At 60.4% G+C, this 21,223-nt stretch carries 13 protein-coding genes; 2 read left to right on the forward strand and 11 right to left on the reverse strand.

Annotated elements, in window-relative coordinates; all coding sequences use genetic code 11:
• Positions 1-129 precede the first annotated feature (129 nt).
• Positions 130-1,146: a helix-turn-helix transcriptional regulator gene (locus K3F49_RS22645; RefSeq protein WP_234683162.1), complete on the forward strand. Its 1,017-nt coding sequence runs from the start codon at positions 130-132 to the stop codon at positions 1,144-1,146.
• A 108-nt stretch (positions 1,147-1,254) separates the two neighbouring features.
• Here K3F49_RS22645 and K3F49_RS22650 read toward each other — a convergent pair whose 3' ends face one another.
• From K3F49_RS22650 to K3F49_RS22680, 7 genes are all read right to left on the reverse strand, one after another.
• Positions 1,255-2,472 (reverse strand): DUF3095 domain-containing protein, encoded by a 1,218-nt coding sequence (locus K3F49_RS22650; RefSeq protein ID WP_234683163.1) that lies wholly within the window; start codon positions 2,470-2,472, stop codon positions 1,255-1,257.
• A 175-nt stretch (positions 2,473-2,647) separates the two neighbouring features.
• Positions 2,648-3,163: a Dps family protein gene (locus tag K3F49_RS22655; protein WP_234683164.1), complete on the reverse strand. Its 516-nt coding sequence runs from the start codon at positions 3,161-3,163 to the stop codon at positions 2,648-2,650.
• Between the two features lie 35 nt (positions 3,164-3,198).
• Positions 3,199-4,812 (reverse strand): GMC family oxidoreductase, encoded by a 1,614-nt coding sequence (locus K3F49_RS22660; protein ID WP_234683165.1) that lies wholly within the window; start codon positions 4,810-4,812, stop codon positions 3,199-3,201.
• A 429-nt stretch (positions 4,813-5,241) separates the two neighbouring features.
• On the reverse strand, positions 5,242-5,820 hold the full coding sequence (locus K3F49_RS22665) for a hypothetical protein (protein ID WP_234683166.1): 579 nt from the start codon (positions 5,818-5,820) through the stop codon (positions 5,242-5,244).
• Between the two features lie 38 nt (positions 5,821-5,858).
• Complete coding sequence (locus K3F49_RS22670; RefSeq protein WP_234683167.1) at positions 5,859-6,260, reverse strand: hypothetical protein; 402 nt, start codon at positions 6,258-6,260, stop codon at positions 5,859-5,861.
• Between the two features lie 308 nt (positions 6,261-6,568).
• Positions 6,569-7,459 (reverse strand): LysR family transcriptional regulator, encoded by an 891-nt coding sequence (locus K3F49_RS22675; protein ID WP_234683168.1) that lies wholly within the window; start codon positions 7,457-7,459, stop codon positions 6,569-6,571.
• Between the two features lie 379 nt (positions 7,460-7,838).
• Positions 7,839-8,474: a response regulator transcription factor gene (locus tag K3F49_RS22680; RefSeq protein WP_234683169.1), complete on the reverse strand. Its 636-nt coding sequence runs from the start codon at positions 8,472-8,474 to the stop codon at positions 7,839-7,841.
• Between the two features lie 223 nt (positions 8,475-8,697).
• On the opposite strand from K3F49_RS22680, the gene K3F49_RS22685 reads away from it, so the two are divergent.
• Positions 8,698-9,090: a response regulator transcription factor gene (locus tag K3F49_RS22685; RefSeq protein ID WP_234683170.1), complete on the forward strand. Its 393-nt coding sequence runs from the start codon at positions 8,698-8,700 to the stop codon at positions 9,088-9,090.
• Here K3F49_RS22685 and K3F49_RS22690 read toward each other — a convergent pair.
• The 4 genes from K3F49_RS22690 to K3F49_RS22705 form a co-directional block, all read right to left on the reverse strand.
• Positions 9,085-14,964, reverse strand: coding sequence for an ATP-binding sensor histidine kinase (locus K3F49_RS22690; protein ID WP_234683171.1), 5,880 nt, complete (start codon positions 14,962-14,964; stop codon positions 9,085-9,087). The two genes, K3F49_RS22685 and K3F49_RS22690, sit on opposite strands and share 6 nt — an antisense overlap.
• A 514-nt stretch (positions 14,965-15,478) precedes the next feature.
• Positions 15,479-18,652, reverse strand: coding sequence for an efflux RND transporter permease subunit (locus K3F49_RS22695; protein WP_234683172.1), 3,174 nt, complete (start codon positions 18,650-18,652; stop codon positions 15,479-15,481).
• The gene (locus K3F49_RS22700; RefSeq protein WP_234683173.1) at positions 18,649-19,917 is read right to left on the reverse strand and encodes an efflux RND transporter periplasmic adaptor subunit; all 1,269 of its coding nucleotides are present in this window, start codon (positions 19,915-19,917) and stop codon (positions 18,649-18,651) included. The genes K3F49_RS22695 and K3F49_RS22700 overlap by 4 nt, the downstream gene beginning before the upstream one ends.
• 382 nt (positions 19,918-20,299) lie before the next feature.
• Positions 20,300-20,839 carry a peroxiredoxin-like family protein gene (locus K3F49_RS22705; RefSeq protein WP_234683174.1) on the reverse strand — a complete coding sequence of 180 codons (540 nt, stop codon included), beginning with the start codon at positions 20,837-20,839 and terminating at the stop codon, positions 20,300-20,302.
• Between the last annotated feature and the right edge of the window lie 384 nt (positions 20,840-21,223).

Genomic DNA, 21,223 nt, shown 5'->3' on the forward strand with positions numbered 1-21,223 from the left:
ATTTCGTCTAATGGCAAGAGACGAGGTTCAGTGGTACGAACGAGCATGGCGACGCCCCCGCTGATCCTTGGAGAACAGGCTCGGAGCACAATCGGTGCCGGGAGCCGGCAGTAAAGGGCCACCACAGTCATGCATGCTTCGAAACCGGTTCCAAAACAGGTTCGCGTCGGGCAGAACGTTTCTCCGGCCGCGGGCGCCACTGTCAAATTGTCGGCGACAGACCTCAACAACTTGATGCAGGCGCTCGACATCGATGTCATCGCGCTGACTGAGATTTTGGTGCCGCAGGGCCATCGAGTCGAATTTGGGACGATTGATGTACCCGGGATCCACTACAACTTGAGTGGCGTGGGACGCATATCGATCAACGGAGGACCGACGATACCGTTGAGCCCTCATTTGCTCATCATCGTGCCGCCAAACACTCCGTTCATGATCGAGGTTGACGGTGGAAGTGGCCCACCGAAGCTCATTTCGAGAGACTGCTGGACTCGTCAAGACGGCATCCTGCGCGTCGCAATGCCGAACGAGCAGCCCGAAATCGTGCAGATATGCGGATTTTTTAACGCATCCTTTGGCCAGTCTGTGAGGCTGTTCGGAGAACTCCGCGAACCGGTGATCGAGCAGTTCGACCCGGCGGACAAGATCGATCTGAAGCTTCGCGAGGCTATGGACGAGTTGCTGCAGCAGGAGGTCGGCGTGGGAGCCATGACGGCGTCTCTGCTCAAGCAGATCGTTGTCTCGTTGGTGCGACGGTCCCTCAGGTCATCCCGGCGGTGGACTGAGCGATTTTCGATACTTGCCGACAGGCAGGTCACCCGTGCTTTTGCGGATATGGTGGCGCGGCCGGGAGCCGCCCATTCAATTCAAAGCTTGGCACACAGTGCAGGATTGAGCCGTTCGGCGTTCATGGCGCGTTTCTCGGACATCTTTGGACAATCCCCGATGGCCACATTGCGAGACTTGAGAATGCGCCAGGCTGCGATCGATTTGACGGCAACGACGACGTCGATCGACGTCGTTGCTCTCAATGCGGGGTACGAGAGTCGTTCAAGTTTCGTGCGAGCTTTTCGAAAGACGTACAATCGCGATCCGAGCGACTATCGGCGGATAGCCAAGGAGGGCAAAGCCCATAAGGATATCTGAGACGAGGTGCGATCCGATCGTAGGCGCTATGCACTCTGCGATGGATACCCTAAGCATCCTAGACGAAGTGTTTGATGGGTTGGACGTGTGCAGCCAAAGCACGAGTTCCTACATATCGAGGCCGCTTGCAACATTTCGCTTCAAGTTGGCTGCGGCGAAGGCGTACCCGCCGGAAGCACCGTCAACGAAGTGCACGTGATTCGCTCGCGTGGGTGATGGCACGAAACACGTAAGATTTGCCATCAACTGTCGATGCGTTCCGAAAAAGCATGCACCTCGTCGCTGGGCCTCTTCCAGGCGTGCGTCTACGACGTCGGCGAGTTCAGACGAGCAGTCCACCGTCATACGTAGGCCGTCATCGAATTTTCGGTAATCTGTATTCTCCACAAGCTCGCGTCGGAACTGGCCTTCATGAAAGCCACCAGCGGACCTTCCCAATGGGGCGCCGATCCGCGCCAGAAGGGCGCGCAAGCGCTTCGCAGGCCAAGCCGCAAAGGGACTCTTCCGACTGCCTTTCTTGGTGGCATGATCGAGACCGTCGTCGGCCCATGCGGGAAGCGGGCCTTCGGTGGGCAATGGATGTAGGGCGGGCTCATCCGAACCGAGCGTCCGCAGGAGATCCTGTATGAACTCCACGAACGAAGTCGGATCATCCCGCGGAACGACGATAAGAGACAAGATGACGCCGTGCCTGGTACCGATCGGCGCAAATCGGCACGAAAGACCCGTGAGGTCGGCGGTTACTCCCATGGGCGCACGCGGGACGGTGTAGCCGCCTTGCTTGAGTTCGCGTTCGGCCCAGGCAAGTCCCCTGCCGGCAAACATCGCGTAGGTGACATTTGAAGACGGCGCGAAACGGGCGACCAGGACGTCCAAATGCTGAGCGCGAATTTCCGCGACAGGAATAACCGCAATGCGCAACGTGAGACCCAAGGCGTCTTCGGCCCAAGCGGCGGTTTTTGCCAACGCATCCTTGATAATGGGCGAATAGGCGCCGGGCGCGGCGAAACTCGCGCCGTCTCCTCCGAACGTCGACGGAAACTGCAGGTCGGGCAGTGCATTGCTGACGGCAGCAAGAACCGCCGCACCGGCTGTATTCACCTCACGGTACCGTCCTTGTTCAATAGCTTCGGTCGAATGGCTGACGTCCGTAACGGCGATGATCCAATTACTAGGTAGAGGGCGATATCGATCTCGCTGCACGACCTCATCAAAACAGTCGAACGGCACAAGCGCCTGATAGAAGCGGTCGTCTTCGGCCTGTCGGTCAACCTTGATCTGGAAGCGACCCGCCTCGAAGGCTGGCTCTGATCTATACACCATCATTTGCGCACCCTTCGGTCGTCGTCGGGGTTTAGAGGGGCGCCGAGACCTCATAGAGGGTCAGCGATCGCCAAAATGGCCAAACCACGCGAACGAGCCTAACGTCAAAGCCCATGACGAGATTTTTTGCGGAAGTGTAGGCAGTCACCGCGCTTCGCGGATGGGCGTGCGCTCGGGGTTAAGCTGTCCTGGTTGCCTCGAACAGGAACCATGTGCGGCTTTCCGCCTCGTCGATCCAGTTTTCGATCAGGCTGGTCGTGGCGACATCGCCATGCTCGTCGCAGACATTGTGGGTCTGCCGCATACGCTGGCTAAGCGCCAGGTTATCCTCCTTCAGCTCGGCCAGCATGTCCTCGGGTGTGACGAAACCCGCATCATTGTCCTCGATATGCTTCAATCTGGCGATGTGGCCGATCGAGCGGATCGTTGTGCCCCCGATCTTGCGGGCTCTTTCCGCGATGTCGTCCGTCATCGCGAAAATCTGCGTGGCCTGCTCATCAAGGAGGAGGTGATAATCGCGAAAATGCGGGCCTGATATATGCCAATGGAAGTTCTTGGTCTTGACATAGAGCGCGAAGGCGTCCGCCAGAAGCACAGTGAGCGCCGCCGAAATATCCTTGGTGGCATCGGAGCCGAGATTGCTCGGCGTGTCGAGTGGTGCCTCGCGGCGCTTTCGCGCGTCTTCCACACTCATTTTGATCTCTCTGTCAGGATTCTACCTTAGGCCACCTAGGCTCGCGCAGGAGCTCCGGCCCGCTTCAGATCCTCGACCAGCATCGCCACAGCGTGACGTGCAAGCGCCTGAGTCGGGGCGTTGGTATTGCCGCTGGTGATATTCGGCATGATCGAGGCATCGATCACACGGAGGCTGTCGACCCCGCGGACCCTAAGCCTTGCGTCGACCACCGCTCGGCCATCCTGACCCATCCTGCACGTTCCGACCGGATGCCACATTGTCGTCACGACACGCTTCACCCATTCGCCGATCTCCGCGTCGGACCGGATATGCGGGCCGGGATCCATCTCTTCCTCGATCACAGACGCCAATGACTCCTGGGCCATAACCTCGCGGATCGCATTCACCGATTCCACGGCCGCCCTCAAGTCTTCCTCCTCGCCGATGAAGTTCGGGTTGATGAGGGGCATCGACGTCGGGTCGCTATCGGCCAGCCGCACCCAGCCACGGCTCTTGGGCTGAAGCACCACCAGTTCGAAGGTGACGCCCGATCGGTCACCCGTCGGGCCGAGTTGCTCGTTCAGGATGATAGGAGCGTGATAGCATTGGATCGTGGGTTCGGCGGCGAAGTCCGACGGATTCCAGTGGCTAACCGTCTCGATACCGTTGCCCGCCGCCGGGCCATCCTTGGTGACGAGATAACGCAGGCCCGCCTTCACGGTGCCGAGTCCCTGCGCGGCCGCCTGGTAACCGAGATCGCCCTTCACATAAGCACGGACCGGTACCATCGGGTGGTCGTGGAGATTTTCGCCCACTCCCGGAGAATCGACGAGCACGGCGATGCCGTGCTCGCGAAGGTGCTCGGCCGGTCCAATGCCCGAGTGCATGAGGATCTTCGGGCTATGGACGGCCCCGGCCGACAGCACGACCTCGCTGGCCATGATCCTCTCGAGGCTGTTGTCCTTGAGCTCAATGCCGACAGCCCGCTTGTTTTCGATGAGAATCCGAACGACGGTCCTGCCGGTAAGAAGAGTGACGCGGCCTGAGGCTAGGTGCGGGCGCAGATAAGCGTCGACCGCGCTGCACCGGCGCTGATTTCCGACCGTCGACTGCACCGGCGAGACGCCGATCTGGCTCTCGCCGTTATAGTCGGGATTATAGGGAATCCCATATTCCTGGAAGGCCTTGAGGCAATATTGGTTCAGCTCGTTGATGCCCTTGGGCAACTGGACCGCCAGTCCACCATTGATGCCGTGATATTCGTCGTGGAAGGTGTCATTGCGTTCCTGCGCCATGAAGACGGGAAGCAGGTCTTCATACGACCATTTGCCGGTGTCGCCGACCGCATTCTGCCAGGCGGCGAAGTCGCGTATCTGACCACGGACGTAGCACATCGCGTTGATCGAGGAACCGCCACCGAGCACCTTGCCTGAGCGATATGCTCGCTTGGTGCCGTGCTGGGGTATCGTCTCGTATTTCCAGACATGCCGGTCGTGGACCAGTATATTGGCGAAGCCGGCGGGAATGTGGATGAACGGATCGCGATCCATGTCGCCCGCTTCGATCAGCGCGATCGACGCATCGGCGTGTTCGGCGAGATAACTCGCAACGACGCAGCCGGCCGCGCCCGCTCCAACAATGACAATGTCGTACCTCTCCCGGGACATCAGCGCCTTTCTCTTTTACCATTCTTATCGTTCAATCAACGCCCGTAGCCGGCGCCTCGCGATCGAGGCGCCTGATCCAGAGACTGATTGGACCTTGCTGTTGGAGAGTGACCTTGCAACGCTGGCGAGGGAAATCACCTCTCGCCATAGAGTCGATAGACGATCGTTATTGTCGCTCGCCGCGCCGCACGATGCCGTAGCGAGGAACGCCACCAGCCGCATCGCACCGCGAAACCGAGTTTTATTCGCTTCAATTGTCTGACACGAGGTGGCGATCAGCGAACCTCCACGCGCCTCGATCCAGATTCGGCCGAGAAGCTGCAGGTCGGCGTGAACTGCGTCGCCACAACAAGATTACCGGAAGCGCGCCAACCTTTACGTCAAGTGAGGTCACGGGCCGCGTGCGCCCGCGCCGGCCGCCGCCGTCGCCTAGCTGATCCGAACCCCGCACATACCGGCGATGATCGCTGCCGAGATAACGGTGCTTATTGCGACGCCCGCGCCCCAAAGACGATTTGCGGCGAGTCGATCGACCCCATGCGCGATCAACACCACCCGCAATCCCGACGCGAGGTGGCTTAGGACCAAAAACGCGCCCAGCGCGTAGTGAGGCAACAGGCGGATATTCCATGCGTCATGAATGAGCCCGGTCGGGGCGCCGATCGCGAAATTCCAATCGGTCGGTATGCCGAGAAAGCTTCGAGCGTAGATGAAAACCGAGTTCATGTGCCCAAGGATGAACAGCGAGAGGTATGCCCCCGAGGCAACCTGAAATGTCCGATGGAAGCCCTGCGGGGCGGCACTCCAATGCCATGCGAGAAACAGGCCGGTGCCGATCTGGGAGAGCATGGCCGCGACCAACAGCGGTTCACCCACGCCAGAGCGGTAGACAACGCGGCCGATCTTCATGACGGCCGCATGTGCGTCGGGGCCGATCAACCCAAACACGTGATTGGCCAGATGGAGGCGCTCCGCGCGGGCTCGCGACGGACGGCTGCAGACGAACATCTGCAACGCCTCGACGCTAGACGACGGAGTCGCCGCCTTCAGGCCACTGTACGCCCGCCCAATCCCGAACGCGCCGCGACCGGATCCTCAGGCGCGTTGAAGACTGACGTCGTGAGCAGGACAGCGGCAGCGAGGACCCAATAGTACCATGCGTCGAGCCCGGTGAATTTGAAGGCAAACGGTGCGATGACAAACACCAGCCGGACGGCGCGATCGACCCAGAGGTGCAGCCAGTAGGGAATGACGCGTACGACCCCGGTGGGATGGTCGGTCAGGGCGGCCAAGAGCAGCGCGGCCACACCGACGACAACCGAAAGCTCCGTTGCGACCGGTCTACTCTGGCCGAGATTCAGCACGAACGGCTCTGCGATCAGAACGATTGCGACAGGATAATCGATCAAGCAGGCGTGGATAGACTTGGTGACGAAGCGGAACGACATCTGTGACTCCTCTGCTTGGCAGCTCGAGCGGGTCATTGCGACGCGGAGAGTGCAGTCACTCAAGCGGATGAGTACGCGGTCATATGCTGGCAAGCACTCCGTTGCGGATCGACCCGGTTAGACGAACAGTAAGGTACGCCGGCACGCCAACCATTAGAAATGCCCGGTCGTTATCGTTTCCATTCCACTCGCCCGGCGCCATGGAAGCACATTGATTTGGCGCGTCGACCGCCAGTCCAAGGGCAGTACGTCAGCGTCCGGCCGTATGCGCCGCATGCTCTCTTCGGACGCCGGACACATTCCACGATTCACGCCGTACGAACGGCGACCGACCAGTCGCGAAGCCGCGCGACCTTGACGAAAGCGTCCAGTGCCGGGGAGTAGCGGCGTCCCTGTACAGCCAGTAGCCGCACTTCGCGCGAAACAGGATCGCCTTCGAGCGGAATGGTCTTGAGCGTCGGAAGGCGCGGCATGTGCTCGGGCGCGAGTATCACGCCGAATCCAGCCGCGGCCATGTACTGCAGGTGTATGTCGTGACCGCTACGGTGGCCGAGTTGAGGCGGTTCGTCGGGGAAATACGACTGCTGGATCTTCACGGCGACGTCGCAGTCGGCGCGTTCTAGCAAAATGGTCTCACGGAGGTCGTCGATGCCGATCGAGGGACGGTTTGCGAGCCGATGTGTCGGCGCGAGTACTGCGACGTAGCGCTCCTCGAACAGCGACCAGTCGTCGATGCGCGCGGGCACGTCCTGCACGTCGCCGACCATTGCAGCGTTGATCTCGCCCTCAAGCAAGAGATCGACGAGCTTCTTCGCCGCGCCCTCGCGCAGCTCGACGTGAAGTCCAGGGACGAACTTTGCGATCTCCGCGATTGGATCGAGGACGAGCGACGCCGAGATGGATGGGGCGAGGCCAATCTTCAGAGGCGCGACGTCCTTGCGTTGGAACTCCTGGGCCCGGCGACGCACCGCCTCTGCCGAGGCCAGTGTGCGCTCCAGCATCGGGAGGACTTCCTTTCCAAGATCGGTGAGCTGCGTCAGCTGGCGTTCGCGGTAGATCAACTGCCCGCCGAGTTCCTGCTCGAGCTTCTGCACCCCCTTGGTCAGGGCGGGCTGCGTGACATTGCACTGCTCGGCCGCGCGGGTGAAGTTGAGCGTGGACGCGACGGCGAGAAAGTAGCGAACTTGATGAAGCTCCATGGTTGTTCTCCGTCAAGTTGCCGCGAGCCGGGGGATGTTGACGAACCGATGCCCGTTGCGACCGGGATGCGCCGAGCGACCGATTAATGAGCGCATTATAACCTCGCGTGCCTGGAAAGACGGTTTTCCGAGGAGAGCCTTGTTGGGTGCATTTTGATGGCTTGGAGGGCTGCGGTCGATTGCGCGGACGTACTCTAAAGTTCGCTTGTCGCTGCCTGTACTAAGCGATCGCTTAGAAATGAGGGGTAAACCTCGCGCCCCGAATCCGTTAGCCGGATCGGCACCTAGGAGAGGGAGTCAGCGGCGCAGCAAAGGTAGACCCAAATTTGCGAGTAGATCTCGCCCTCGCACGAAACGACTGAGGACATGCCTTTCGGGCTCAGCAGTTCTGCGGCAACTGTAGTCTTATGTTGAGGCGGTCCGCCATTCGGCTGAGTTCGGGAAGCGAACGTGCCTTCATCTTCCGCATCAGATTCACGCGATGCACCTTGACCGTGGATTCGGAGATGCCGATATCGTTGGCAACCTGTTTGTTTAGACGTCCGGCCACGACGCCGAGCATGACTTCACGCTCGCGAGAGCTGAGCGTGTCGAAACGCTCCTTGAGCGCAGCCAATGCACTATCACTCTCTCGATGGGCACGATCGCGAGCGAGGCCGGCCTCGATGGCGTCAAGCAGATCCTGATCACGGAATGGCTTTGTAAGAAACTCTATCGCGCCGCCCTTCATCGCTTGCACCGTCATCGGCACGTCGGCATGCGCTGTGATGAAGATGATCGGCACTTGCCTGTTTGCGGCAACAAGGTCGCGCTGAAGCTCAAGACCGCTTCTCCCCGGCATTCTCACGTCGAGCACCAGGCAAGTGGGACCCTCCGGCAGATCGGCCTTTAGAAAATCGGGAACAGACGAAAATTGTCGGGCGGGTAACCCGACTGTCCGCAACAGCCGCACGACCGAGTCGCGAAACTCGGGATCGTCATCGATAACCAAGACACTGGGACTTTCCTCACCCATTCTCGGCATCCTGGATTGCGGAAGCGCATTTTTCCTGTTTCGGCACCAGTCTACGCCCGATCCGTCGAGATGAACAATATCTGTTTCCTAAGCGGATAGTCGAACGCCTAAGCCATAGCTTAGGAACGGCGACCTTGCGCCATTGCGGAATGTCCGCGACATTAAGTTGCATTGCTGCGCGAGGCGTTGCCTTGCCGGTCGGCGGTCGAGCCTGGAACCCGCGATGTTGAACCGCACATTGATATGTATCGTCGATGATGATCAGCCCTATCGTGAGTCAATGCAAAAACTCATAATGTTTCTGGGCTACACTGTCGAAGCGTTTCCGTCAGCGGCCGATTTCCTGGCATCGCCTGTCTTGCCTGAAACCGCCTGTTTGATCAGCGACGTTAGCATGCCCGGAATGACCGGAGTCGAACTGCACAGGTATTTGGTCGGTGCCGGGCACGCGATTCCGACGATCCTCGTTACCGCCTACCCCGATGAGGTCGTCAGGGATCAGGCTCTAAATGACGGGGTTGTCTGCTACCTCAGCAAGCCAGTGGACGAGGACTATCTCGAGCTATGCCTGCGTTCGGCCCTGCAGCCGGGTACGCCCATTGGAGACACTTCATGAATCTTCGTTCGCAGGCAAGGTGAATTGAAATACGGCGCCGCGAGGTTGGTGCGCTTCTACCCACAACTTGCCCCCATGAGCGCGGACGATAGAGCGGCATATCGACAACCCCATCCCTGTTCCGCTGGACTTTGTGGTGTAAAAGGCGTCGAAGACTCGATCGAGATGCTGCGCACCAATGCCGGGCCCAGAATCGTGCACGGCTACGAGGGCGCCAGCCTGATCCTGCTCGATACTGATCAATAGCTCTCTTGCGCCTTCATCAACCGACTCCATTGCTTCAGCCGCGTTCAGAATCAAGTTCAGCATGACCTGTTGCAGCTGCACGCGATCCCCAATAACCGGAAGCAGTCCATCTGCAAGCCGAGTTTGGACCGAGATGCCATTCCTGCGAGTCACGCTTTGTGCCAACACAAGCACTTCGTTGATCGCCGTATTAAGATCAAAGCTTTCCTTTCGCAGAGGCGCCTTCTTGATGTGATCACGCATCCGTCCGACGATATCCTTGGCTCGGTCCGTGTCCCTGACAACGCAAGCGAGCGCTTCCCTGGTCTCATCCAAATTTGGCGGTTTCATCTCCAAAAAGCGCATCCCTGCACGGGCGTTGTTACGAGCAGTAGCGATCGGATGCAGAATTTCGTGAGACAGCGAGGCGGCCAATTCTCCCATCATGCTCACGCGGTTCATGTGGGCGAAATCCAACTCGAGCTGGCGCAGCTTTTCACGTTCGTCCTGTGCCCGCCTTCGTTCCGTCACATCGACGGTTGTGGTGATAACCTCAGCCAGCGCACCTTGGGGGGAAAACACATGATGGCTGGTTCCTTCGACCCATTTTAATGTTCCATCAGGTAGAAGGATTCTGAACTCGGCCATGAAATCTCTTTTCTGGTGCACGGCCTCCTGAATAGCTCCCCACACTCTGTCCCGGTCCTCTGGGTGAATGCGTTCCCACATACTTTGTCGACTTGGAAGGCCCTGCAGCGGATCAAACCCCCAGATCCTGTAACTCTCGTCCGACCAATAGAGGTAACGCATCGCTGTCGCGTTGTAGACCCAATTGCCGGTGCGGCTGAGTCTCTGTGCTTGGCTAAGCGCTTCCTCGACGCGCTTGCGCTCTGTCAAATCGAGCACGAAGGCAAGGCCCTCGTCGCCTCCTTCTTTGAACAGAGCGGCGCCAATAAGCACAGGAACGCGACTGCCGTCTTTCCGAATGTACTCCTTCTCGAACGGCCCAACGATCCCCGTTGAGTTCAGTTCTGCTTGAGTCAATATGTCACGCTCGCGCCATTCAGGCGGGGACAGCTCGGTCCAGCGCACGCGGCCTGAAACCAAGTCCTCACGGACATATCCCAAGATACGCAGAAACGCGTCATTAGCTTCGAGAATTCGACCTTCGCGGTCGGCAATGAGGATCCCAATGATGTTGGCGTCGACCAAACGCCTAATCTTCCCTTCCCGATCCGCGAGGTCGTCATAAAGCCGAGAATTTTCGAGCGAAATTGCCGCCTGCGACGCAAGCACATTCAACACCGTGACGCGGTCGGGTGTGAAAACGTGGGCCGCCAAGTTGTTTTCGAGGTAGAGTACACCGGCCAGTCTTCCGTGTTTGAGCAACGGCAGGCAGAGAATAGAACGGGCGTGATGCTGATGAATGTACTTGTCGGCAGAAAACGGGTTCGCGGCTGCGGCATCGTGGAGAAGAACGCTCTCTTTCGTCCGGATCACGTAATGCAGGATGGACTGCGGCAGATCTGCAGCGGTTACACTTGCTTGTCGCTGACAGACGGTCACCGTATTGTTGCTGGCCGTGACTTCCGCCTCAATCCGATACCCGTCACCTACCGCAAGTATCAACAGACCTCGTCCGGCACCGGCGTGCTCAATCGCCGTGCGCATCAGCGTGTCGATCAGATTCTCTAGAACGATCTCGCCCGACACAGCTTGCGAGACTTTGATAATAGTAGCTAGATCCAGCTGCTCGACCGGTGCCCCGATCGTGCTTGTGGGGCCGGCAACCGGCTTTTCCTCCCTGAGGTGCGGATACAACTCGTCGAGTTGACGCACCTTGCCGAAGGCTCCCCAACGGATGTATCCGTGCCGCGCATCCTGCAGATAGGCATGTGCGATTCTCTCGAACCCGCGTGCGGCATAAAAGCGTGCGGCGACTTCGTTGGCGAGCGCCTCGTTGTGGACCAAGCCATGCGTGTGTGCCGAGTGGATAGCGCGCTCGTAAAGATGTTCGGCATCGAGCGCACGGCCTTCGATCCGGGCGATCTCCGCCCCGACAAGTGCGGCGCGGTTCTCGAAGTTGTCCGGGCAAGCCGTCGCCCAGACCTCGAGTTGTCGGTGGTGCGCGGCGACTGCGTCGACATGCGGCTGACCGGCCGCTGCGAACTCGCAGGATGCCGCTTGGGAGAGTGCGCTGTAGAAGTGATACTCTGCCGTTTCGAACATTGACGGCGACGTCCACAGCAGCCCTTGCGCGCGCGACGAGGCCTCAATGGCCGACGCATAGTCGCCGGCGAAGAAGCGCGCCTGCAGCTTGCGGACCCAGTACCAGCCCTCGGCTAGCGCCAGATCAGGATTCGTGCAGAAACGGGACTCCAGTAGAAGTTCGTCAAACTGCCCATCGTCAAAGCGACCGAAAATCGGCGTCAAACCGCGGAGTGCCCGAATCAGCCCAAGCTGGCCGACGATGGAGTCAATCAAAAGACCGAAACGCATCTTCTCCGCAAACGCGAGACCACGCTCGGCTTCGTCTTGCACCTCATCGAGTGGATCGCCCGCCGCAAGAAGGTTCGTGTTCAGGTGGCTGCAGCAGTACGCCGCAAAAGTGAGGTCACCCCTCTGGTTCGCCGTCCCAAACGCACGCCGCAGCAGATCACGACCTTCCCGGACATGTCTCGTCCAGGGTGTGACTAAACTTCCGAAGTTCAGATAGATCCTGGCCTGGAAGCGCTTTAGCCCGCGCTGTTCGACCAGTTCGTAGCCGAGACGGCAGAATAGAAGTCCCGCCTGGTAGTCGCCGAATTTCGGTCCAGCAACCCTGCCAAGCACCGCATAGGCGTAGCATGAGCCGTCACAATTGCCCCCCTCCAGGCTGAGGTTGACTGCTCGACAGATGACCAGGGAAGCTAGGTTCGGATCCGTATGCCAGGCCGGTGGCCCGAGTTTCGTCAGGACATCGAGCGTCGCGAGCGATTCGGCATTGCTCATCAAAGGCAGATCAATGAGGCTTTCTACCGTGCGGGAACCGAGTTGAGACCAGATCCTCTCATACTCGCGCCGAACCTCGTCTTCCGTCGGGTGCGGCGACCAGTCAATGGCGAGTTGTCGGAGATAGTCAAGACCGACTGGGATCGCGCGACTGGCCTGATCCAGGGTCAAGTAAAGATCCACCTGCAGGCATGTAACGCGGGCTCGTTCGATCGTCGTTGCAGCACGGGCCGACAGTACCCGCAGACGCTGCTCGGCTTCCGCCAGTGCACCAGTGAGGAACTCACATTCGGCGCGGTGCAGTTCCAGCTCAAAAATCAGGTCGTGCTGGCGCTCCCACGAGTCCCCTGGCAGCAGTGCTACGCCGGAGACCAGATAATTCAGCGCCGAGGCATACGCTGTCGAGGTCTTGGCGCGTTTACCTGCAATCAAATTCAACTCTGCGCCCCGCTCAAGCTCCTCAATTGACGTGATGAGATGCGAGCCGCGGTTGAGCTGATTGACAATTTCGAAGATCATCTCCTCAAGGTTCTCTGGAGGGGTCTTCGCTGCGAGCAGCATCCCTATTCGGAGATGGGCTTCTGCACGCGATTCCTCCGGAATCAAGGAGTAGGCGGCTTCCTGGACACGGTCGTGGAGAAACGTGTAGGAATCTTCCGAACGAAAGATCAGCCCTGCTCGGACTGCTTCCCAAAGCTGACCATGCATCTCCTCCACGGAGTCCTGGTAGACGATCCGCAACGTGATGAACCCTGCATCGTTGCCCAGGCAGGCGAGCTTCTGCAATGCGTTCCGGGTTTCGGCGGGCAGGCGCTTCAGCTTCCCTACCATAAGGTCCACCACATTGTCGGTGTAACCTTTGGCGTGGATGCGATTCAGGTCCCAACACCATCGCGCCTCGCCATAGTCGAAAGTGAGCAATGCTTCGTCGGCGAGAGCAGAAATGAACTGAATGGCGAAAAGCGGATTACCGGTTGTCTTCTCGTGGATCAGCCGTGCTAGCGGCGCGATTCTCTCTGGTTCGCCCCGAACAGAATCGGCGATTAGTTGGCCCAAGTCTTCACAGGTTAGTGGTGCCAATACGATGGCTTGCAACATCGCTCCAGCTTGGCGCATCGCTTCGAGCTTGCGCATCAGCGGGTGGATGGGATCGACTTCGTTGTCGCGGTAAGCCCCTAACAACAACAGGCTCTGCACATTCGGCCGGGTCAACAGATCTTCGAGCAAATCCAGCGTTGCTGCATCGAGCCATTGGAGGTCGTCGAGGAATAGCGCGAGCGGATGTTCCGGCCGCGCGAATACGCTGATGAATCGTCGGAACACAAGTTGAAAGCGAGCCTTCGCATCCTGTGGCGGCAGTTCGGGGACCGGTGGCTGCTCGCCGATGATAAGCTTCAACTCCGGGACGAGATCAATAATGAGCCGACCGTTCGGTTCGAGCGCCTCCAGCAGTGCCTCCCGCCATTGTCTCAGCTCCGCTTCGGTCTTGCTCAAAAGCGAGCGGATCAGACTCTGAAAGGCCTGCGCAAGGGTGTCGTAGGGGATGTCGCGCTTGTATTGGTCGACTTTGCCCGATGCAAAAAGACCGCGGGGCGGAACAAGTGTCTTATGAAGCTCGTTGACGACCGCGGACTTGCCGATGCCGGAGTATCCGGAAACCAGCACCAACTCCGGCCTGCCGCCGGCGACGATACGGTCGAAGGAGGCAAGCAGGGTATCGATCTGGGCTGTCCGACCATACAATTTCTCAGGGATCAGCAGCCGGTCCGGAGTGTCGTGTTCCCCGAGCGGGAAGTCGTCGATATCGCCTCGGGCTTCCCATTCGGCTAGGCAACGCAGTAGATCGCTCTCGGCGCCTGCAGCCGTCTGGTAGCGCTCCTCGGCAGTCTTGGCGAGCAACTTCATAATGATTGCAGAGATGGAGCCTGGGAGGTTTTTTAACCGCTGGCTGGGCGGCGCCGGCCGCCTTGCAATGTGACAGTGAACCCATTCCATCGGGTCGGAAGCTGTAAAGGGCAAAGCGCCGGTGAGCATCTGGTAAAGCGTGACGCCGAGGGCGTAGAGATCGCTGCGGGCGTCGACCGAGCGGTTCATCCGCCCGGTTTGCTCGGGTGCCATGTAGGCAAGCGTACCGGCGATGGTCTCGGGCCGTTGGGGCGCCCGCCGCTCGCGGGACAGTCGCAATGCGATGCCAAATCCGGTGAGACGCACGCGTCCATCCGCACAGTCCACCAAGATATTTGCTGGCTTGATGTCTTTGTGGATGATCCCCCGCTGATGAAGCTTACCCAGAGCCGAGGTAACAGCGACAGCCTGACGCAAGAAACGGCCTATCTCCATGGGCCCAGCGAGCAAACAGTCGAGCGGCACGCCGCCCGGATCATCGAGCACCAGCACGATCCGACCGCCGTCGCGTATGAGGGCGAGTGGCCGCGCCGCCCACGCCTCGTCGAGTTCATCTTTCAGCTCGTATTCATGCGTGAGGCGATCGAGTCTCGTCCGGGACGGTTGGTCGTTGGCAGGGGCTACAAGCAGCACGGCGAGGCGGTTGCCATTGCCGTCCAGTCGCCAACCACGGCTGAACACGCTCTCGCCGTTCTCCCACAATACCTGAGAGCTATCGTCCGAGTACGCGACGTTCAGCGGCTGCTGCACCACCTGTCAGACTCCGGCGTCAGGCTTCGGCTTTGCTGATCAAACTCTTCGGCGACCACACGCGCGGCCTCTCTTCGCCTGAAGAGAACGTACTCCTTCGGCCGAGAAATGTCAGTCTCCTTGGTTTTGCCGGCTACTGCGGACGCGGACCATCCTTCCTTCAGCAGCGGTTCGGAGCGATTTGCCCGGCGTTTCTCGGAAGGGCGGCACACGCGGGTCAATAAGCGCCAAGCCCGCTGGTCCCAAAGGAAACTCGTGGGGGCGGCAGCACCTAGAAGGAAGGATGGGCGACGAATAGAGCTTTAAGTTCGCCGCTTTCTCGCCTTGGCGTCGACGCTCAACTTCACCCGTGCAACCGAGTAGTACAATGTCACGCTGGCCGCCCTGACCAAAGGGCTGCAGAAGCTCGACTAGGCGTTTCGGCTGCCCACGAACGTCGGTTGATGCAGCTTATAGGCCTTGGGCCAGCGTGACGGAGATCGCGTTCCGGCGCATCGCGCATCGTCGCGACAGCGGCTCATCCCGCCGCTGCCGCGATCGTCTGGGTCGGCTTGCCCTCGTTCTTTCCTTCCGCGAGGTTGCGCACCACCATGTAGAAGATCGGCGTGAACACCAGGCCGAACAGCGTGACGCCGAGCATGCCGAAGAACACGGCGACGCCGACCGCCTGGCGCATCTCCGAGCCCGAGCCGGTCGACACCACCAGCGGCAGCACGCCGAGGATGAAGGCGAACGAGGTCATCAGGATCGGCCGCAGCCGCAGCCGGCAGGCCTCGATCACGGCCTCGAGCCGCGATTTGCCCTCCAGTTCGATGTCGCGCGCGAACTCGACGATCAGAATCGCGTTCTTGGCGGCGAGCCCTACCAGCACCACGAAGCCGATCTGGGTCAGGATATTGACGTCCTGTCCCATAATGCGCACGCCGATGGTGGCCGCAAACAGGCACATCGGCACGATCAGGATCACCGCGAACGGCAGCGTCCAGCTGCCATATTGCGCGGCCAGCACCAGATAGACGAACAGCACGCAGATCGGAAACACGTAGAGGCCGGCATTGCCACCGGTCACCTGCTGATAGGACAGATCGGTCCATTCGAACGAGAAGCCGCTGGGCAAGGTTTCGTCGGCGAGCTTCTTGATGGTGTTCAGCGCCGTCGTCGAGCTGACGCCCGGTGCCGGTTCACCCTGCAACTCGGACGCCGAGTAGAGATTGTAGCGCGCGACGCGGTCGGGTCCCGAGACGTCCTTGAAGTCGACGATGCTGCCGAGCATCACCATGTCGCCGGCGACGTTCCGGGTGCGCAGCCGTGCGAGATCGGGGCTGTCTTTCCGGAATGGCTGATCGGCCTGCGCGGTGACGTGATAGGTGCGGCCGAACAGGTTGAAGTCGTTGACATAGGTCGAGCCGAAATAGGTCTCGATCGTGTCATTGATGTTGGCGATCGGCACGCCGAGCTTCTGCGCCTTGACCCGATCGACATCGACGAACAGCTGCGGCGTGTTCGCCGAGAACGGCGAGAACACCGAGGTCAGGTTTGGCGACTTCCGCGCGGCGGCGACCAGCTCGTCGGTCGCGGCTGCGAGCAGCTCGGGACCGCGCCCTTGCCGGTCCTGGATACGGATAGCGAAGCCGCCGCCGGTGCCGATGCCCGGCACCGCGGGCGGAGGGATGACGATGATGAAGGCGCCCTGGATCGCTGACAGCCGCTTGCGCAGATCGGCCGTGATCGCATTCGCCGTCAGCCCCTTTTTCTGCCGTGCTTCCGGCTCGTCGAACACCGGGAACAAGGCCGCGGCATTGCCCGCCTGCGTGCGCGTCGCGCCGGAGAAGCCGGCAAAGGCCCCGACACGGACGATACCCGGCGTATCTAGCGCAACCCGCTCGATCTCCCGCACCACCGCAGCGGTCCGCGCGAGCGACGCGGCGCCCGGCAATTGCACCGAGATGATGAGGTAACCGCGATCCTGAGCCGGGATGAAGCCCTGCGAGGTGGTGGCGAGCAGCCAGCCGGCGCTGCCGATCAACGCGACATAGAGCAACAGCATCGGCGTCGAATGCCGGATTACGAACGATGCCAAAGCCGCATAGCCATTAGACAGCCGGTCGAACACGCGGTTGAAGACACCAGTAAAGGCCGACCAGCCGCGTGCGATCAGGTTCCAACGCGCTGCCGACCGCTTCTCCTCATGCGGGACCAGGATCTGCGAGGCCAGCGCCGGCGACAGCGTCAGCGAGCAGAAGCAGGAGATCGCGGTCGCGACCGCAATCGTGACCGCGAATTGCTGGAAGAACTGTCCGGAGATGCCGCCGAGGAAAGCCGTCGGCACGAACACCGCGCACAGCACCAGCGCGATCGAGACCAGCGCGCCACCGACCTCCTCCATCGTCTTGAGCGCCGCCTCGCGCCGACTCATACCGTCCCGGAGATGCCGCTCGACATTCTCGACCACCACGATCGCGTCGTCGACCACGATGCCGACCGCGAGCACCAGACCGAACAGCGTCAAATTATTGATCGAGAATCCGAGCGCGGCCATCACCGCAAAGGTGCCGACCAGCGACACCGGAATCGCAATGATCGGGATGATCGCGGGCCGCCAGCCCTGCAGGAACGCCAGCACGACGATGACGACGAGCGACATCGCCTCATAGACCGTCTTGATCAGCTCGTGGACCGACTGCGCGATGAACTCGGTGGGGTTGTAGCCGATATTGTAGTCGAGCCCCTTTGGAAAATTCTCCTTCAGCTTGGCCATGGTGGTAGAGATTGCCTTCGCTGTAGCGAGCGCGTTCGATCCAGGCCGTTGGGTCACCACCATTGCGACCGCTGACTTGCGCAGTATGCGGCTGCTGGTAGCATAGGACAGCGCACCGAGCTCGACGCGAGCGACGTCGCGCAGCCGCACGGTGCGGCCGTCCGAGCCGGCCTTCACCAAGATATCCTCGAATTGCCTGATGTCCTTGAGGCGGCCGGTGAAGACGAGGTTCGGCTGGAATGCGCGATCGGCGATCGGCGGCTCCGCGATCTGGCCGCCCGCGATCTGCAGGTTCTGCGCGCGTATCGCCGCCAGCACCTCGGTCGAGGTCAGGCCGAGATTGGCGATCCGGTCGGGATCGAGCCACAGCCGCATCGAATAATCGCGCGCGCCGAACATCTGGATGTCGCCGACACCGTCGATCCGCAGCAGCTGATCGCGGACCTGCAGCAGCGTGTAGTTGGAGATGTAGAGCTGATCGAAACTGTCGTCGGGCGACAGCACGAACACAGCCATCAAGATATCAGGCGAATTCTTGCGGGTGACGACGCCGTTGCGCTGTACCTCCTCGGGCAAGCGCGGCTGCGCGATCGCGACGCGGTTCTGCACCAGCACCTGGGCCTTGTCGAGATCGGTGCCGAGCTTGAAGGTGACGGTGATGGTGAGCTGGCCGTTCGAGGTCGCCTGGCTGTAGAGGTACAGCATGTCCTCGACGCCGTTGATTTCCTGCTCGATCGGCGCTGCGACGGTGTCGGATACGGTCTGAGCCGAGGCGCCCGGATATTGCGTGGTGACGGTAACGGTCGGCGGCACCGCCTGCGGATATTCCGAGACCGGCAGCGTCTGATAGGCAATCGTGCCGACGATCAACAGCACGATCGACAGCACCATCGCGAGGATGGGCTGGTTGATGGAAAGCCTTCCGAGATTCATGGCTTCGCACCTGTCGCCGGCTTGGCGCCTGCCGGAGCTTTATCTCCCGCGGGAGCTTGTGCCATTTTCGGCGTCACCTTGGCGCCGACGCGGGCGCGCTGCAGCCCGTCGACGATCACGTGGTCCTCCGCCTTGAGGCCCTCGCGGATCACGCGCAGGCCGTCATCAAGCGGACCGAGCACGACCGCCCTCGCTTCCACCGTGTTGTCGTCCTTGACCACGAACACGATCTTGCGCGACTGGTCGGTCGCGATGGCGGTGTCGGGGATCAGCAGCGCCTCATAGGGCGAGGAGCCGATGATGCGGACCCGGCCGAATTGCCCGGGCAGGATCGAAAGATCTTTGTTTGGGATGATGGCGCGGCTGCGAAGCGTCGCGGTGGAGATGTCGAGCCGGTTGTCGAGGAAGTCCATCTTGCCTTCATGCGAGGGCTTGGTCTCGCCGGTCAGCGTCACCTGCACCGGGTTCGCGGTGTCGCGCGAGCTCGGCCGCCTGCCTTCGAACCACAGCTTGCTGTTGCGCTGATAGGTCGCCTCGTCGACGTCGAAATAGATGTAGATCGGATCGAGCGACACGATCGAGGTCAGCAACGTGGAGCCGCCCTCGCTGCCCTGCACCAGGTTGCCCGGAGTGACGAGATGCCGGCTGACGCGGCCGGTGATCGGCGCCAGCACATGCGTAAATTCGACGTTGAGCTGCGCGGCCTTCAGCGTACCCTCGGCCTGCGTCTCAGCCGCTTGAGCGGCCTGCAATGCCTGACGACGCTGGTCGACGACCTGTTCGGAAACTGCGCTAGTCCGAACCAAGGTCAGTCCACGTTCGAGCTCTCGCTTCGCAAGTTCTTCCTTGGCCCGCGCGTCGTCGAGCTGTCCCTCGGCTTGCAGCTTGACCGCCTCGAACGGGCGCGGATCGATGATGTAAAGCAGATCGCCGGCATGGACGATCGCACCGTCCTTGAACTCGACGCTGTTGACGAAGCCGCCGACGCGCGCGCGGACCTGAACCTCCTCGATCGCCTCGAAGCGGCCGATGAACTCATCCCAGTCAGTGACCGATCGTTTGACCGGTTGCGCGACCGTCACCGACGGCGGCGGAGACGGTGCCGCCCGAGATTGCGCCTTCTCGTCGCACCCAGCGAGCGCCAACGCGAACAGCAGACCGATCGGCGCGCCGGCGTATCGAAGGTGACGAAATACACCGCGCGCCTCAGCCGGAAGCTCCGCTGCCGCTAAAGTCCCGCCGGCTCGCAGTGTCAGCGTACCCATGGTACGACGATTTCGATGACATCGTTGCTTTGCATATCGACCCACTGCCTTGCCAATCTTCCATCGTGTTACGTCTCTCTCGCGCGAACCGCTTGTTTCGGCTCGACGATGCTTTGGAGCGTGACCTTGCACCGCTTGCGAGGGAAATCACCTATCGCCATGGAGTCGATAAACGGTCGTTATTGCGGCTCGCCGGGTGGCGTGAGGCCGGAGCGACTTGGTGCAGCGAGATTCGCGTGGCGAGCCCGAGAGGAGCTCGTAAGTGGCGCGCGAGAATGGCAAAAAGCGCGCGCGGGTACTGTGCGTCGTTTATGACCCGCGTGAATGTTTGCACACTGCGCGGCGTCACCGTTGGGCCGGGCGCCGCCACGTCGATGGACGCTCAGACAGGGCCGTCATACTCGCCACGCGCCGGATAGTCTTTCGCGACGGCGAAGTCGATCGCCTGAAGCAATTCCGAGAACAGCGGACGTGCAAACGGCATTGTTTGAACCGCGCCGTAGTACAAAGTACCGTCCGGTCGGACGAGGAATACGCCCGGCTCCGAAAAAAGTGGCGGCTCTTCGATGTTAATCGATGAATGTCCACGCGACGACGAAATATAGAGCCCCCATTCGCGAGCAACCGCGAGCGGCAGCGAATATCCGAATCGTAAGTTGGAACCGACCTTGCTTGCCATTGCCTGAGCACGCTCGCGAACGTCAGAGCTGATCGCGATAACCTCTGTACCGCGGCGCTCATATTCAGGGATCAGCGCTTCCAGGTCACGCAGATACTTGAGGCAGACAGGGCAATGGAGCCCGCGATAAAAGGATATCAATGTAAATTGCCTCGGCGCGGCGACCATTGCGGCAAGATCAAAGTCGCCATGAGCAAGTGTCGGCACGCGCAGTTCGGGAACCGGTCGACGGGGCAGCAGCATTCTCTTCTCCGCGATTATCGCCTAGGCGTATCAGCAATTCCAGCACCCGGTGGATGACACGCAGCACCGGTCGTCGATTTCGACCTCGGTTTACACCCGGTCACGACGCCCGACGTATGCAAGCGTCAACGCGCCATCCGCTCCGAAGCTGAGCACCTTCCGAGTGAGACTACGTCGGTGACTTTATTATTGGGAAATGCCAGACCGTTATGATTTCTATTCCCGCGCGTTGTCCCTCGGACTGGAGCTTCGGCTTGATAGAAGTCGATGCATGGTTCGTGAGCGGAAAGACCATCAAGCTCGGCGCGTGTCACGGATTTCCCGTCCACCGAGCTTCGACATGGACTTCTCTGAGCATTCCTGTCCGTTATGGACATGATAGCT

The organism is Bradyrhizobium monzae (assembly GCF_021458635.1).
In the GTDB taxonomy this organism is placed as follows: Bacteria; Pseudomonadota; Alphaproteobacteria; order Rhizobiales; family Xanthobacteraceae; genus Bradyrhizobium.

Coding starts and splice junctions, on each gene's coding strand:
- K3F49_RS22645 (WP_234683162.1), top strand. CDS start 130: ATGCATGCTTCGAAACCGGTTCCAAAACAGGTTCGCGTCGGGCAGAAC.
- K3F49_RS22650 (WP_234683163.1), bottom strand. CDS start 2,472: ATGATGGTGTATAGATCAGAGCCAGCCTTCGAGGCGGGTCGCTTCCAG.
- K3F49_RS22655 (WP_234683164.1), bottom strand. CDS start 3,163: ATGAGTGTGGAAGACGCGCGAAAGCGCCGCGAGGCACCACTCGACACG.
- K3F49_RS22660 (WP_234683165.1), bottom strand. CDS start 4,812: ATGTCCCGGGAGAGGTACGACATTGTCATTGTTGGAGCGGGCGCGGCC.
- K3F49_RS22665 (WP_234683166.1), bottom strand. CDS start 5,820: ATGTTCGTCTGCAGCCGTCCGTCGCGAGCCCGCGCGGAGCGCCTCCAT.
- K3F49_RS22670 (WP_234683167.1), bottom strand. CDS start 6,260: ATGTCGTTCCGCTTCGTCACCAAGTCTATCCACGCCTGCTTGATCGAT.
- K3F49_RS22675 (WP_234683168.1), bottom strand. CDS start 7,459: ATGGAGCTTCATCAAGTTCGCTACTTTCTCGCCGTCGCGTCCACGCTC.
- K3F49_RS22680 (WP_234683169.1), bottom strand. CDS start 8,474: ATGGGTGAGGAAAGTCCCAGTGTCTTGGTTATCGATGACGATCCCGAG.
- K3F49_RS22685 (WP_234683170.1), top strand. CDS start 8,698: ATGTTGAACCGCACATTGATATGTATCGTCGATGATGATCAGCCCTAT.
- K3F49_RS22695 (WP_234683172.1), bottom strand. CDS start 18,652: ATGAATCTCGGAAGGCTTTCCATCAACCAGCCCATCCTCGCGATGGTG.
- K3F49_RS22700 (WP_234683173.1), bottom strand. CDS start 19,917: ATGGGTACGCTGACACTGCGAGCCGGCGGGACTTTAGCGGCAGCGGAG.
- K3F49_RS22705 (WP_234683174.1), bottom strand. CDS start 20,839: ATGCTGCTGCCCCGTCGACCGGTTCCCGAACTGCGCGTGCCGACACTT.